A 12,981-nucleotide genomic window follows, 5' to 3' on the forward strand; every position below is an offset into this window, starting at 1 on the left:
GACACACATGAACGCGCGCTGGCAACCTACGCTTCCCGCCCCCGCGGCGGCTCCCGTGACGGTGCTCGAAACCACCGCCTGGACCCGGGAATCCCGGTTCCACGAGTACCTCGACATCCTGATCGACAGCCGCTGGCTGATTGCCGGCATCGCCGCGCTGGCGCTGCTGGCCGGCGTGGGCTATGCGCTGTTCGGCACCCGCGTGTACGAGGCCAACATCCTGATCCAGGTCGAGGACCCGGACCGCTCGGGCGGCAACTTTCCCGGCGACGCCAACGGAGGCGGCGGCATCAACGTGAAGACGCCGACCGCCGGCGAGACCGAGATCCTGCGCTCGCGCATGGTGCTGGGCCAGGCGATGGAGAACACCCTGCTCTACATCGACGCGAAGCCGCGCTACATCCCGGTGGTGGGCGAGTTCCTCTCGCGGCATTCGAGCCAGCTTTCCTCTCCCGGCATCTTCGGCTACGGCAACTACGTCTCGGGCACCGAGAGCATCGCCGTCGCGCGGATGGACGTGCCCCAGGCGCTCGAGGGCAAGAAGTTCACGCTGGTCGCCGGCGCCGACGGCAACTACGCTCTGACCAACCCGGCCATCGAGTCCCCCCTGCACGGCAAGGTCGGCGTGCCGCTGGACGCCACCGTGCCCGGCGGCTCGCTGCACCTGCTGGTGGGCTCGATCGACGCCCGCCCCGGCGGCGCCTTCGAGCTGGTGCGCCATTCGAAGCAGCTCACGCTGCTGGGTCTGCAGAAGGACCTGCGCGTGGTCGAGAGAGGCAAGCAGTCGGGCGTGATGGACGTCAGCCTCCAGTCGGGCAACCGCAACCAGCTCGCGGCCGTGCTCAACGAGATCGCGGGCCTGTACGTGCGGCAGAACATCGACCAGAAGACGGTGCAGGCCGAACGCGGCCTGGCCTTCCTGGGCACCGAGCTGCCGAAGTTCAAGCAGCAGCTGGAGCAGTCCGAGGACGCCTACAACCAGTACCGCAACCAGAACGGCACCGTCAACCTGGACGACGAGGCCCGCAATGCGCTGTCGCAGAACGTGGACCTGCAGGCCAAGCTGTTCGACGCGAAGCAGAAGCGGCTGGACCTGGTGGGCCGCTTCACCTCCGAGCACCCGATGGTGAAGACGCTGGACGCGCAGATCGCCTCGCTCAAGAGGGAGCTGGGCACCGTCGACGGCCGCATCCGCCGCATGCCGATGCTGCAGCAGAACGCCCTGCGCATGCAGCGCGACATCAAGGTCAACACCGAGCTCTACGCGACGCTGCTGAACAGCTCGCTGCAGATGCGGCTGGCCAAGGAAGGCAAGGTGGCCAACGTGCGCGTGCTCGACCAGGCGCTGGTGGCCGAGAAGCCGGTACGGCCGAAGGCGCTGATCGTGGTCGCGCTGGCGCTGGCCGGCGGCCTGTTCGCCGGCGGCGCGGCGGCGATGGCGCGCAAGAACCTGAAGCGCTCCATCGGCAACCCCGAATCCATCGAGGCTGTCATCGGGCTGAACGTATACACCACCATTCCGCTGAGCACGCAGCAGCGCGTGCTCGACCGCGCCGTGCGCGACGGCAAGCCCGGCATCAAGGTGCTGGCGGCGCTGCACGTGGAAGACCCGGCGCTCGAGGGCCTGCGGCGGCTGCGCACCGCGCTGAAGTTCGTGATGATGGGCGCGCCCAACAACCGCGTGCTGATCTCCAGCGCCACGGCCGGCGCTGGCAAGACCTTCGTGTCGTCGAACTTCGCGACGCTGCTGGCGGCATCGGGCAAGCGCGTGCTGCTGATCGACGCCGACCTGCGCCGCGGCAGCCTGAGCGAGGAGTTCGGGCTGCAGCGCAAGGACGGGCTGTCCGACGCCATCGCCGGCGGCGTGCCGCTGGAACAGGCCATCCACCACCACGTGCTGCCCTACCTGGACGTGATGTCCGCGGGCACCCTGCACCCGGACCCGGCCGGCCTGATGACCAGCGACGCCTTCGCGCATGCGCTGTCGACGCTCTCGACGCGCTACGACGTGGTGGTGGTCGACGCGCCTCCCACGCTGCTGGCCTCCGAGACCGCCGCGATGGCACCGAGCATGGGCACCCTGCTGCTGGTGGCCCGTGCCGACAACAGCGAGATGGGCGAGCTGCTGGAAAGCACCAAGCGCCTGGCCCACGTGGGCGCGGCCTTCCACGGCGTGGTGTTCAACGCGGTCGACACCTCCCGCCGGCGCAACCGCAGCTACGGCTACGGCTACTACGGCTACGCCCCGGTGGCGCGCCGCGATCCTCCATTCGCGCTGGACACGGCCGACACCGTCATGCCCAAGCGAATCCTGCCGGAGCACGCCGAATCATGAACACGCTGCGATCCACCTCTTCCACGGGAACGGGGCGGGGCCCCGGCAACTCGGGCATCGGCGCCGCCGCCAACACGGCCCCGTACATGCCGATGGGCGGCGCGCCCTGGCTGCGCCGCGCCAAGCGCGCTGCCGACATCCTGATGGCCGGCTCGTTCTTCGTCTTCTTCGGCTGGGCCTACCTGCTGATCTGGCTGGGCGTGCTCTACACCTCGGGCGGCCCGGCCATCTACATGCAGCCGCGCTACGGCCGCAACGGCCGCGTCTTCAAGTTCTACAAGTTCCGCTCGATGGTGGCCGACGCCGACGCCGTGCTGGCGCGCCACCTGCGCCAGAACGAGGCCGCGCGGCGCGAGTGGGCCGTCTACCAGAAGCTGGAGCACGACCCGCGCATCACCCGTTTCGGCGCCTTCCTGCGCAAGTACAGCATCGACGAGTTCCCGCAGTTCTGGAACGTGCTCAAGGGCGACATGAGCATGGTCGGCCCGCGCCCCTGCATGTTCGCGCAGAAGGAGCTGTACGGCGACTACTGGGGCCACTACTGCGCCGTGCGCCCGGGCATCACCGGCCTGTGGCAGATCAGCGGCCGCAACGAGATCAGCTACCGCCGCCGCGCCGCGATGGACGCGGAGTACGTGGCCCACCTGTCGCTGTGGCGGGACTTCGTGATCCTGCTGAAGACCTTCGGGGTGGTGACCGGTGCGCGCGGGTCGCGCTAGCCGGGCCCCGATACCTGCTCCCCTCTTTTCCGACGACTCAACCACATCAACCACATCAACCACTTCACCGAAAGCTCATATGCGAATCTTTGTTGCAGGTCATCGCGGCATGGTGGGTCAGGCGACGGCACGGCGCCTGCGCGAACTGGGTCACGACGTGGTGACGCGAACCCATGCCGAACTCGATCTTCTCGACCAGGCGGCCGTGGCCCGCTTCTTCGCGACGGAGCAGATCGACCAGGTCTACCTGGCGGCGGCCAGGGTCGGCGGCATCCACGCCAACATGACCTATCCGGCGCAGTTCATCTACGAGAACTTGGCCATCGCCACCAACGTGACGCACCAGGCCTTCGTCTCTGGCGTGAAGCGGTTGCTGTTCCTCGGTTCCAGCTGCATCTACCCGCGCATGGCCGAGCAGCCGATCCGCGAGGAATACCTTCTCAACGGCAAGCTAGAGCCCACCAACGAGCCCTATGCCATCGCCAAGATCGCCGGGCTCAAGCTGTGCGAGAGCTACAACCGCCAGTACGGCGCCACGCACGGCATCGACTACCGCAGCGTGATGCCGACCAACCTGTACGGCCCGGGCGACAACTATCACATCGAGAACAGCCACGTGGTGCCAGCGCTGATCCAGCGCTTCCACCTGGCCAGGATCAGCAATTCCCCGAGCGTGCTGATCTGGGGCAGCGGCCGCGCGCGGCGCGAGTTCCTGTATGTCGACGACATGGTCGAAGGCTGTCTCGCGGTAATGAACCTGTCGCGCGCCGAGTACGACCGCCAGACCGATGCGATGCGCGGCCACATCAACCTCGGCACCGGCGAGGACGTGTCCATCGCCGAGCTCACCGAGCTGATCCGCGACGTGGTGGGCTACACCGGCACCATCCGCTACGACCTCGCCCAGCCCGACGGTGCTCCCCGGAAGCTGCTGGACGTCTCGCGCGCCAAAAGCCTCGGCTGGCATGCAACGGTGCCGCTGGCCGAAGGGCTGCGCCGCACCTACGCCGACTACCAGGAGGCGATCCGCCCGGTAGAGGAAACCGAGCAGGTCCAGGCACACGCCCACGCCTGAAACAGCCACCCACGGCAGGCCCGCCATGCGCCCCCTCTCCTTCTGGTCCGGCATCGTCTGCGCCATGCTTTGCGGCCTGGTCGATCCGGCCTGGGGCTACGCGGCGGTGGCGGTGCTGTCGCTGGTCCAACTGGCGATGCTGGGCGGCTCCGGCGGCAGCGTGTTCCTGCTGATCCACTACACGGCGATCCTCACCTACTTCTCGATCGCGCCGGCGATGCAGATCTCGCACGACCTGGAGTTCTGGGACGCGGGCGTCATGCGCACGGAGTCGCACACGCTGGCGCTGACGCTGCTGGTGCTGTACATGGCGGGCGTGGAAGCAGCGCGGCTGGGCGTTCCCGACGGGCCCGTGCACCATCCCGGGCGCCACGACAAGCAACTGGTCGGCGTGGCCCACCCGCTGCTCCTGCTGCTGAGTTGCTCGCTCGCGGCCTTCGCCTCGCTGTTCATCAAGCCCGAGCTCAACTTCGTGGCGCGCGGAATCGTTGGCGTGGGCGGCGAGGACAACGTGCCGATCGACTTCATCTTCTATTCCACGCTGCCCAAGCTCGTGGTTCTGCTGTGCTTCGTGGCGCTGGCCATCCATGCGGTACGCCGCAGGACGCTGTGGTCCTGGTGCGCGGCGGGCATGGCCTTCGCGCTGGCGCTGGCGGCGGCCAATCCGGTGAACACGGCGCGGCAGGTTTTGCTGATCGGACTGCTGCCGCTGCTCATCCATGCGTTGGGGCGCGGCCGGCGCTGGCTGCTCGCGGGCACGATCTTCGGCGCCATCGCAGGCCTGGGACCGATGCTGAACCTGATCTCGCGCGGCAGCATGTGGGGAGAGGAGCTGCGGACCTTTCCCTTCAGCCAGGACTTCGACGCCATGTTCGTGGTGGCCGGCATCCTGGAGCGCGCGCCCATCCCGGACCTCGGCTGGGGCCGCTACCTGCTGTCGGCGTTCTCGTTCTTCCTGCCGCGCGACCTGAAGATGTTTCCCGATTTCGACCCGCTCGGCTGGTCGGCCATCCTCGGCAACTTCTCGCAGAGCAACCTGTCGCTGCCGCCCTTCACTACCGCCTACTTCGACTTCGGACTGGCCGGGCCCGCGCTCTTCGGTTTCGCGATCTCGGCCGCGTTCCGGGCGGTCGACCGCGCCGTCGATCCGAACCGCCCGGTGTCGAGCACCTACCTGGCGGCGCTGGTGCTGCTGGCCGCCTACGTGCCGTTCATGCGCGGGCCGATCCTGGGCTGGGGGCCTTTCATGGTCTCGGGCCTGATCGCCGCCGCCATCGCAGGCGCACTCAGCTCCCGCGCGCGCCGCATGCCCGCGCGCACCCTGCGGCACGGCCTGCCGGGCGCCTGAAGAGCCCGCAAGGAAAGAAAAGAAACATGGCCACGTTCCTCTACTACGACACCATCCGCTTCAACAAGGCGGCCGGCGGCGTGCTCAACGTGTCGGAGGTGCTTCTGCGCCACATGCGCCTGTCGCCGGAGGACCGGGTCGAGCCGGTGAGCGAGCGGCATCCGCGCCTCTTCGCGCTGGCGCAGCGCCTGAAGATCAGCCGCTTCGTGCTCGACACGCTGCTCTACAACTTCCATCGCCTGCGCGTGCTGCTCACGGGCGAGCAGCTGTTCTCGGTCTTCCCCAACTACTACCTGCCGCTCACGCCGCTGGGGCGGCACCGCGACTCGATCGTCGTCGTCCACGACCTGCAGTACAAGGCCTATCCCCAGTACTTCGGGCGCGGCAAGCGCCTGTTCCTGGACTGGAACCTGTGGCGCGCCGCGCGCAGCGCCGCGGACGTGGTCTTCATCAGCCGCAGCAGCCAGCGGGACTTCGAGCGCCACTTCGGCCGCTGCGGACACTCGACGGTGATCTTCAATCCGGTCGATGCGCCCCGGCCCGCTGCGGCCCCGGCCGCCACCGCCGCCGGCGAGCGCTACCTCATCGCGGCCTACCACTACTACCCGCACAAGAACTTCGACGGCATCCTCGCCCTCTTCGAGCGCATGAAGACCGCCGGCCTGGTCGACTACCTCGACATCACGGGTAACGGCGCTGACGCGGTCGGACGCATGGTGTCCGTGCTGGCGCCGGAGGTGCGCTGCTGCGTGCGGCACCGGGGACTGGTGTCGCGCGACGAGCTGCTGCGGCTGTACCAGGGCGCGACCGCGTTCATCTCGCTGTCCACCTTCGAGGGTTTCAATCTCTCGGCGGCCGAGGCGGCGACGCTGGGCGTGCCGCTGCTGCTGTCGGACATCCCGGTGCATCGCGAGCTCTTCACCGACTACGCCTTCTTCGTGGGCGCCGACGACGGCGATCCGCAGCCGCTCGCCCGGTATCTCGCGCACCATGAGCACACGCGCCCGGCGTGGGCGCATGCCGCCACCTGCGCGCCCGCCAACGTCGCGGGGCGCTATCTCATGCTCAAGCGCGGCGCGCTGTCGCTCGCGGGGGCCATGTCATGACGGGGCGCCTGCTGTCCGCCGTGCGCCTTCTCGCGGCGCTGCCATTGCTGGCGGCGCTGCCGCTGGCAGGCCACGCGCAGCCCTCGGCCCTTCCGGTGCCGGGCTTCGGCGTGATGGTGCACTACCTGCCCGACAAGCAGTCGATCGGCGAGATCAAGCGCTTCGACGTGGAGGCCTTTGCGTCTTCGCTGGCGGAAATGCGCGCCTCGCACCTGATCCTGACGCTCGGGCAGAACAACGGCCAGTACATCGCGCCCAACGCCGCGCTCGAAGTGCTCTGCCCGTCCAGCGCCGCCAACCGCCCGCCGCGCGATCTTCCGCTGGAGATCGGCCGGGCGCTGCGCAGCCGGGGCATCACGCTGATCCTGTACCTGCCGTTCCGCGCGCCGCAGGGCGACCGCGCGCTGATGGATTGCCTGGGCGACGTGTCGGAGCAGGAGCCGCCGCCCGCCCGCTTCATCGCCGCGTGGTCGAGCGTGATCCGCGACTGGTCGGAACGCTACGGCGTGCTCGCCAGCGGCTGGTGGTTCGACGGCACCTACAACACCAGGGGCATCACGCCCGCCGGCTGGGAAATGCTCTGCGGCGCGGCGCGCACCGGGGCGGCCAGCCGGCTGCTGGCCTTCAACGCGGGCGAAGGCGCGGAGCGCTTCAGCGCCAAGTCGGCACCCTGCCAGAACCTGATGGCCGGCGAATACATGCAGCCGCCCGCGCACCTGACCAGCCCGCCGTCGGAGCTGACCTTCCATGTGCTGACTCCGCTCGGCGCCTCGTGGGGCCGCGAGACGCCGGCGCGCTTCACCGCCGCGCAACTGCGCGACTGGATCTCGGAAGCCGCCGCCGCGAACGGGCTCTTCACGCTGGACATGCCCATCGACGCCACGGGCCGTTTTCTTCCCGCGCACGTTGCGCTCATGAAGAGCGTCACGGCGCGCAGCAAGCCCTGAAGTCCGCATCAACGAATCGCTGTCACATCCCGTCAACCCTTCATCAAGCGCCATGAAATCTTCCTTGCCCTTCATCGTCGTCGAAGACCGCCAGAACAAGACCCTCGCGCTGTGCCGCGAGTCGGCGGAGCTGGCCGGCGAGTCACTTTTCGTGCTGTCGGACACCGACGCGGGCCCGGCCTACGAGCGCTTCTGCCGCTCGTACGTGCACCTGTCGAGCAATCCTCCGGAGTTCGAGAAGATCTGTTTCCGCCGCTACTTTCTCCTAGCGCGGTTTCTGGAATTCCACCCGGAAGTGCAAGATTTCGTGCTGGTCGACAGCGACGTGCTGCTCTTCCAGGGCGCAGGGGCCCACATCAGGCGGCTCGCGGGCAAGGCCGATTTCTCGGGCTCGCGCATGCAGTCGGCCGATGGCTGGAACCCATGCCAGATCTCGCCGCACGTGAGCTACTGGACCTCGAACGGCCTGCGCCGCTTCGTGGCCTACGTGCTCGACAGCTACTCCACACCCTCGGGTCGCAGGAAGCTGCGCGAGATCGCGGCGCGCTTCGCCGCGCGGGGCGTGCGCGGCGGTGTCTCGGACATGACGCTGCTGTACCTCTGGGCACACGCCACGGGCAACGACGACCCGATCAACCGGGTGCTCGACGGCACGGTCGTCGACCACAACATCAACGGCATGCACAACCTGCACCGCGGGGAGTTCAAGGTGCTGGGCGGCGCCAAGCGCATCGCCTGGCGCGAAGGCAAGGCCTGGCTGACGAGCACCACCGGCGACATGACGCGCGTGGTGGCGCTGCACTTCCAGGGCAGCGCCAAGATGGCCATGCCGTATGCGCTGCGCGGCCACATGCTCACCGTGGCGGCCGTCACCTACGCGCTGCAGATGGCGCGCCGCGCGAAGAACAACGCCTTCCGCGCCGGTGCGTTCGCGCGCCGGGTGATCGACACGCGCCGCGTGCACCGCGTGCCGGCCGGCAAATAGCCGAACGAGAAGCGAGCCCGCGCCATGAAGCACTTCAGCCTGCCACTCACGCCGCCCGGCGCGCGCATGGCCTGGCTGTCCGGGCTGGGCGCGCTCGCCTCGCGGCTCTATGTGTACCTGTCGGGCTTCCTGGCCATCTTCCTGATGGCGGCGAGCATTCCGCCGGCGCGCTTCGGCGAGTACTCGATCTACCAGTCGGTCATGGAAGTGGCGCTGGTGGTCGGCACGCTGGGCAGCTCGCTGCTCTTCTCGCGCCACGCGGCCACGGTGCCGCCGGGCGTGACGCGCGGCGACGTGGTGCGCACGCTGGCCATCGGCCTGCCGCTGGCCACGGTGCTGGTGACGGTGATCCTCACGGTGCAGCGCATGCCCGTGGGCGACGCGCCCTTCGCCATCCTGGTGGCGACGCTGGCCGTGTTCGCCTTCAACAGCCTGCGCCTTTCCTTCAGCCGCGGCCTCGGGCACGCGGGGCTGCTCAACCTGGAGGCCGGCATCCGCGCGACCGTCCTGGTCGCGGGCGTGAGCCTGTGCGTGGCGGTGCGCTTCGATCTCGGCGTGGCGCACCTGCTGCTCATCAACCTGATCGCCGTCGTGATGGTGTGCCTGGCGGTGGGACTGCCGGCCAACGGTGCCGCGCCGCCCATCGGCCGTGCCGCGCTGCAACTGGGCTCGCAGGCCAGCGCGACGGTGTATTCGCTGCTCATGTTCCTACTGCGCAAGTCGGACCTGCTCATCGTGGCGTACTTCATGCCGCTGAGCTACGTGGGCGCCTTCAAGCTCGCCTTCCTGCTGGCGGAGGCACCGTCGCAGTTCGTGCAGTCCTTCCTCTTCACGAAGACGCCGGCCATGCTGGAGACCGAGGCCGGCAACTTCACGGCGGCGAAGCTGCGCCTGGCGAAGCACTCCTTCCTGCTGGGCTGCGCGCTCTTCGTCGGGCTGGCGGCCCTCATCACGGCAGCAGCGCCGCTGCTCAAGCTGGGCAACGAGGCGCGCTCCATCTTCCTGTGCATCGCGCCGTACTTCCTGCTGCGCACCTACACGATCCACCACGAGATGGTGCTGTCGCTGAAGACCTCGATGGGCTCGCTCGGCCGGTGGGCGCTGCTCGAAGTGGCGCTGCGGCTGGCGTCCTACGGCGCGGTGGCGGTGCTCTTTCCGGGCAAGCCGCACTACGTCTTCTTCATTGCCTGCGTGACCGACTTCGTGCTGTGCGAGACGCGCATGCGCCTGCACTTCGGCTTCTTCCCCATCTTGCGCCTGCTGGCGCGGGGACGGTCGTCATGAAGATCCTCGTCTATTCGATGAACTTCGCGCCCGAGCTGGCCGGCATCGGCAAGTACTCGGGCGAGATGGCCGAATGGCTGCAGGCGCGCGGGCACGAGGTGCGGGTGATCGCGTCGCCGCCCTTCTTTCCGCAATGGGCCGTGTCCGAGGGCTACTCGGCATGGGCCTACCGCAAGGACGACTGGAACGGCGTCAAGGTCTGGCGCGCGCCCACCTGGGTGCCGCGGAAGCCGCGCGCACTGGGGCGGATCGGGCACCTGCTGTCCTTCACGCTGTCGAGCATTCCGCTGCTGCTGGCGCAGCTGCGCTGGCGGCCCGACGTGGTGTTCGTGGTGGAGCCGCCCGTCTCCTGCGCACCGGCCGCGCTGTGCCTGGCGAAGCTGCTGCGCGCCAGTTCGTGGCTGCACATCCAGGACTACGAGGTGGACGCCGCCTTCGGCCTGGGCTGGGTGCGCGGCGAACGGGTGCGCCGCTTCGCGCTGGCGGCCGAGCGCTGGCTGATGCGCAAGTTCGACCGCGTCTCGACCATTTCGTCCACGATGCTCGCCAAGGCCCGGGAGAAAGGCGTGGACGAGTCCAGGCTGGTGCTGTTCCCGAACTGGGTCGACGTGGAAGCCATCCGCCCCGTCGAGCGCCCCGCGCTGGTCACGGGCGCATTCGCGCAGGGCTATCGGGCCGAGCTGGGCATCCCGGCCGAGGCGGTGGTGGTGCTCTATGCCGGCAGCCTGGGCAGCAAGCAGGGCATCGAGCTGCTGGCCGACGCGGCGCGGCTGCTGGTGTGCTCGCACGACATCCATTTCGTGTTCTGCGGCAACGGGCCGAGCCGCGCCTCGCTGATGGATGCCTGCGTGCGGCTGGGCAACGCGCACTTTCTCGACCTGCAGCCGGCCGAGCGGCTCAACGAGCTACTGGGCATGGCCGACATCCACGTGCTGCCGCAGCGCGCCGACGCAGCCGACCTGGTCATGCCATCGAAGCTCGGCGGCATGCTCGCCAGCGGCCGCGCCGTGATCGTGACCGCACATGCCGGCACCGCGCTCAGCGAAGCCGTGTGGGGCCGCGGCGTGGTGGTCGAGCCCGGCGACCCCGCCGCGCTGGCCGATGCCATCGAACAGCTCTCGATGTCGCCCGCCACGCGCGAGCTGATGGGAGCGATCGGCCGGCGCTTCGCCGAAGCCGAGCTGGACCGCAACGTGATCCTGCAGCGCCTCGAAGAGGAACTGCAGCGCAGCATCGCGGCGTGAGGCGAACCCGTCGCGAGGACCAACCACCATGCCAGCCCCCGGAATCCTCGTCACAGGCGGCGCCGGCTTCATCGGCAGCCACACCTGCGTGGCGCTGATCGCGGCGGGCTACCGGCCGGTGGTGCTCGACACGCTGGTCAACAGCGACGCGCGCTCGCTGAAGCGGGTGGCGTGCATCACCGGCATCGAGCCCGTGCTCGTGCGCGCCGACGTGCGCGACGCGGCGGCGCTCGACCGCGCGTTCGCGGCGCACCCGGTGCGGGCGGTGGTGCACCTGGCGGGGCTGAAGGCGGTCGGCGAGTCGGTGGCCGATCCGCTGGGCTACTACGACGTCAACCTGGCCGGCACGCTCTCGCTGGTGCAGGCCATGGGCCGCGCCGGGGTGCGCACGCTGGTGTTTTCCTCGTCGGCCACGGTGTACGGCGACTCGCATCCCTCGCCCATACCGGAGTCCGCGGCCTGCAACGCGGTCAATCCCTACGGCCGCACCAAGGCCATGGTGGAGAGCGTGCTGGCCGACCTCTCGCGCTCCGACGGGCGCTGGGGCATCGCCTGTCTGCGCTACTTCAACCCGGTGGGCGCACACGAGAGCGGCCTGCTCGGCGAGCTGCCGCACGGTCCGCCCAACAACCTCATGCCCTACGTCGCGCAGGTCGCGGCCGGCGAGCGCGACTGCCTGGTGGTGCATGGCGCCGACTACGACACCGCCGACGGCACGGGCGTTCGCGACTACGTGCACGTGATGGACGTGGCCGAGGGTCATGTGGCGGCGCTGCGCCATGCGGCGCGCCGGCCGGGTGTTCTGATGACCAACCTCGGCACCGGCCATGGCGCGTCGGTGCTTGAAGTGGTGTCGGCCTTCGAGCGCGCGAGCGGCCGCCGCATCGCGCTGCGCATCGGGCCGCGCCGACCCGGCGATGCCCCCGCCTACTGGGCCGATGCGCGCGGCGCATTCCTCGCCCTCGGCTGGCGCGCGCGCCGCGACCTCGACCAGATGTGCGCCGACAGCTGGCGCTGGCAAGCCGCCAACCCGCACGGCTTCGACGACCCGGCACCGGCCTTCGCCGCGAATCTTCCGCGCTTCCAGGACAACAGCGGTGCCGACACCGACGCCAATATCAACTCCAACGTGGGACATAGCCATGCCTGACAACGCTTCTCCCCCGCCCGGCGAGCAGGGCACCGGCCGACCGGGATATCCACCACCGGGCGTCTGCGCGCCCGCCGCGCCCCTGTGGCCCGGCTTCCTGACCGGGCAGGAAGACTCGCCCGTGCGTGTGCTGCTCGTCGAGGACGACGAGTTCATGCGCCGCGTGATCGCCCAGGAGCTGCTGTCGGACCTGCGCATACAGCTCGAAGGCCAGGCCGGCAGCCTGCGCGACGGCCGGCGGCTGCTGGCCACGCACGAGTTCGACGTGCTGATGGTCGACCTGCGGCTGGGCGACGGCACCGGCTTCGACCTGATCCAGGAAGCGCGCGAGCACCATCGCGCCGGCGAGATCATCGTGATCTCCGCGCTGGAAGACGAATCGCACGTGCTGCGCGCCTTCGAGCTCGGGGCCACCGGCTACCTGCTGAAGGACGCATGGCTGCAGAGCTTTGCGCAGGCCGTGCTGCAGGTGGTCAACGGCGGCGCGGCCATCACGCCGCGGCTGGCGCGCAGGCTGCTTTCGAGGCTGAGCTACCGGCCTCCCGGCGCGCTGCCGCCAGCGGAGCCGCTGCAGCGCGAGGCGACGCTGACGGCGCGCGAGTGCGAGATCCTGCGCTTCGTGGCGCGCGGCCATGTCACCGAAGAGATCGGCAACAAGCTGGGCATCTCGGGGCAGACCGTCAACGCGCACATCAAGAACATCTACAAGAAGCTGCACGTGCATTCGCGTGCGCAGGCCGTGAGCTACGCGGCCTATACGGGGCTGATCTGAGTGCCCCGATCCACCC

Annotated in this window: 11 protein-coding genes; all 11 read left to right on the top strand. The window is 69.2% G+C overall.

Features of this window, described 5'->3' with window-relative positions; translation table 11 throughout:
* Window positions 1–7 precede the first annotated feature (7 nt).
* The gene (locus EJP69_RS02790; RefSeq protein ID WP_093307127.1) at window positions 8–2,335 is read left to right on the top strand and encodes a polysaccharide biosynthesis tyrosine autokinase; all 2,328 of its coding nucleotides are present in this window, start codon (window positions 8–10) and stop codon (window positions 2,333–2,335) included.
* On the top strand, window positions 2,332–3,054 hold the full coding sequence (locus EJP69_RS02795) for a sugar transferase (RefSeq protein ID WP_093195188.1): 723 nt from the start codon (window positions 2,332–2,334) through the stop codon (window positions 3,052–3,054). The genes EJP69_RS02790 and EJP69_RS02795 overlap by 4 nt, the downstream gene beginning before the upstream one ends.
* Before the next feature lie 79 nt (window positions 3,055–3,133).
* Window positions 3,134–4,129, top strand: a complete 996-nt coding sequence (locus tag EJP69_RS02800; RefSeq protein WP_126468651.1) for a GDP-L-fucose synthase family protein — start codon at window positions 3,134–3,136, stop codon at window positions 4,127–4,129.
* A 25-nt stretch (window positions 4,130–4,154) separates the two neighbouring features.
* Window positions 4,155–5,477 carry a hypothetical protein gene (locus EJP69_RS02805; protein WP_126468652.1) on the top strand — a complete coding sequence of 441 codons (1,323 nt, stop codon included), beginning with the start codon at window positions 4,155–4,157 and terminating at the stop codon, window positions 5,475–5,477.
* Window positions 5,478–5,503: 26 nt separating this feature from the next.
* Window positions 5,504–6,583: a glycosyltransferase gene (locus tag EJP69_RS02810; protein ID WP_126468653.1), complete on the top strand. Its 1,080-nt coding sequence runs from the start codon at window positions 5,504–5,506 to the stop codon at window positions 6,581–6,583.
* Window positions 6,580–7,530, top strand: coding sequence for a hypothetical protein (locus EJP69_RS02815; protein WP_126468654.1), 951 nt, complete (start codon window positions 6,580–6,582; stop codon window positions 7,528–7,530). The genes EJP69_RS02810 and EJP69_RS02815 overlap by 4 nt, the downstream gene beginning before the upstream one ends.
* A 52-nt stretch (window positions 7,531–7,582) precedes the next feature.
* Window positions 7,583–8,515, top strand: coding sequence for a hypothetical protein (locus tag EJP69_RS02820; protein ID WP_126468655.1), 933 nt, complete (start codon window positions 7,583–7,585; stop codon window positions 8,513–8,515).
* Between the two features lie 24 nt (window positions 8,516–8,539).
* Complete coding sequence (locus EJP69_RS02825) at window positions 8,540–9,799, top strand: MATE family efflux transporter (RefSeq protein WP_093195194.1); 1,260 nt, start codon at window positions 8,540–8,542, stop codon at window positions 9,797–9,799.
* On the top strand, window positions 9,796–11,043 hold the full coding sequence (locus EJP69_RS02830) for a glycosyltransferase WbuB (protein ID WP_126468656.1): 1,248 nt from the start codon (window positions 9,796–9,798) through the stop codon (window positions 11,041–11,043). The genes EJP69_RS02825 and EJP69_RS02830 overlap by 4 nt, the downstream gene beginning before the upstream one ends.
* Before the next feature lie 28 nt (window positions 11,044–11,071).
* Complete coding sequence (gene galE / locus EJP69_RS02835) at window positions 11,072–12,193, top strand: UDP-glucose 4-epimerase GalE (protein WP_093307121.1); 1,122 nt, start codon at window positions 11,072–11,074, stop codon at window positions 12,191–12,193.
* The gene (locus EJP69_RS02840) at window positions 12,186–12,965 is read left to right on the top strand and encodes a LuxR C-terminal-related transcriptional regulator (protein ID WP_093195197.1); all 780 of its coding nucleotides are present in this window, start codon (window positions 12,186–12,188) and stop codon (window positions 12,963–12,965) included. Before galE ends, EJP69_RS02840 begins: the two co-directional genes overlap by 8 nt.
* Window positions 12,966–12,981: the final 16 nt, after the last annotated feature.

Source organism: Variovorax gossypii (genome assembly GCF_003965815.1).
Classification (GTDB): Bacteria; Pseudomonadota; Gammaproteobacteria; order Burkholderiales; family Burkholderiaceae_C; genus Variovorax; species Variovorax gossypii.

Coding starts and splice junctions, on each gene's coding strand:
- galE (WP_093307121.1), top strand. CDS start 11,072: ATGCCAGCCCCCGGAATCCTCGTCACAGGCGGCGCCGGCTTCATCGGC.
- EJP69_RS02800 (WP_126468651.1), top strand. CDS start 3,134: ATGCGAATCTTTGTTGCAGGTCATCGCGGCATGGTGGGTCAGGCGACG.
- EJP69_RS02825 (WP_093195194.1), top strand. CDS start 8,540: ATGAAGCACTTCAGCCTGCCACTCACGCCGCCCGGCGCGCGCATGGCC.
- EJP69_RS02810 (WP_126468653.1), top strand. CDS start 5,504: ATGGCCACGTTCCTCTACTACGACACCATCCGCTTCAACAAGGCGGCC.
- EJP69_RS02815 (WP_126468654.1), top strand. CDS start 6,580: ATGACGGGGCGCCTGCTGTCCGCCGTGCGCCTTCTCGCGGCGCTGCCA.
- EJP69_RS02805 (WP_126468652.1), top strand. CDS start 4,155: ATGCGCCCCCTCTCCTTCTGGTCCGGCATCGTCTGCGCCATGCTTTGC.
- EJP69_RS02820 (WP_126468655.1), top strand. CDS start 7,583: ATGAAATCTTCCTTGCCCTTCATCGTCGTCGAAGACCGCCAGAACAAG.
- EJP69_RS02790 (WP_093307127.1), top strand. CDS start 8: ATGAACGCGCGCTGGCAACCTACGCTTCCCGCCCCCGCGGCGGCTCCC.
- EJP69_RS02840 (WP_093195197.1), top strand. CDS start 12,186: ATGCCTGACAACGCTTCTCCCCCGCCCGGCGAGCAGGGCACCGGCCGA.
- EJP69_RS02830 (WP_126468656.1), top strand. CDS start 9,796: ATGAAGATCCTCGTCTATTCGATGAACTTCGCGCCCGAGCTGGCCGGC.
- EJP69_RS02795 (WP_093195188.1), top strand. CDS start 2,332: ATGAACACGCTGCGATCCACCTCTTCCACGGGAACGGGGCGGGGCCCC.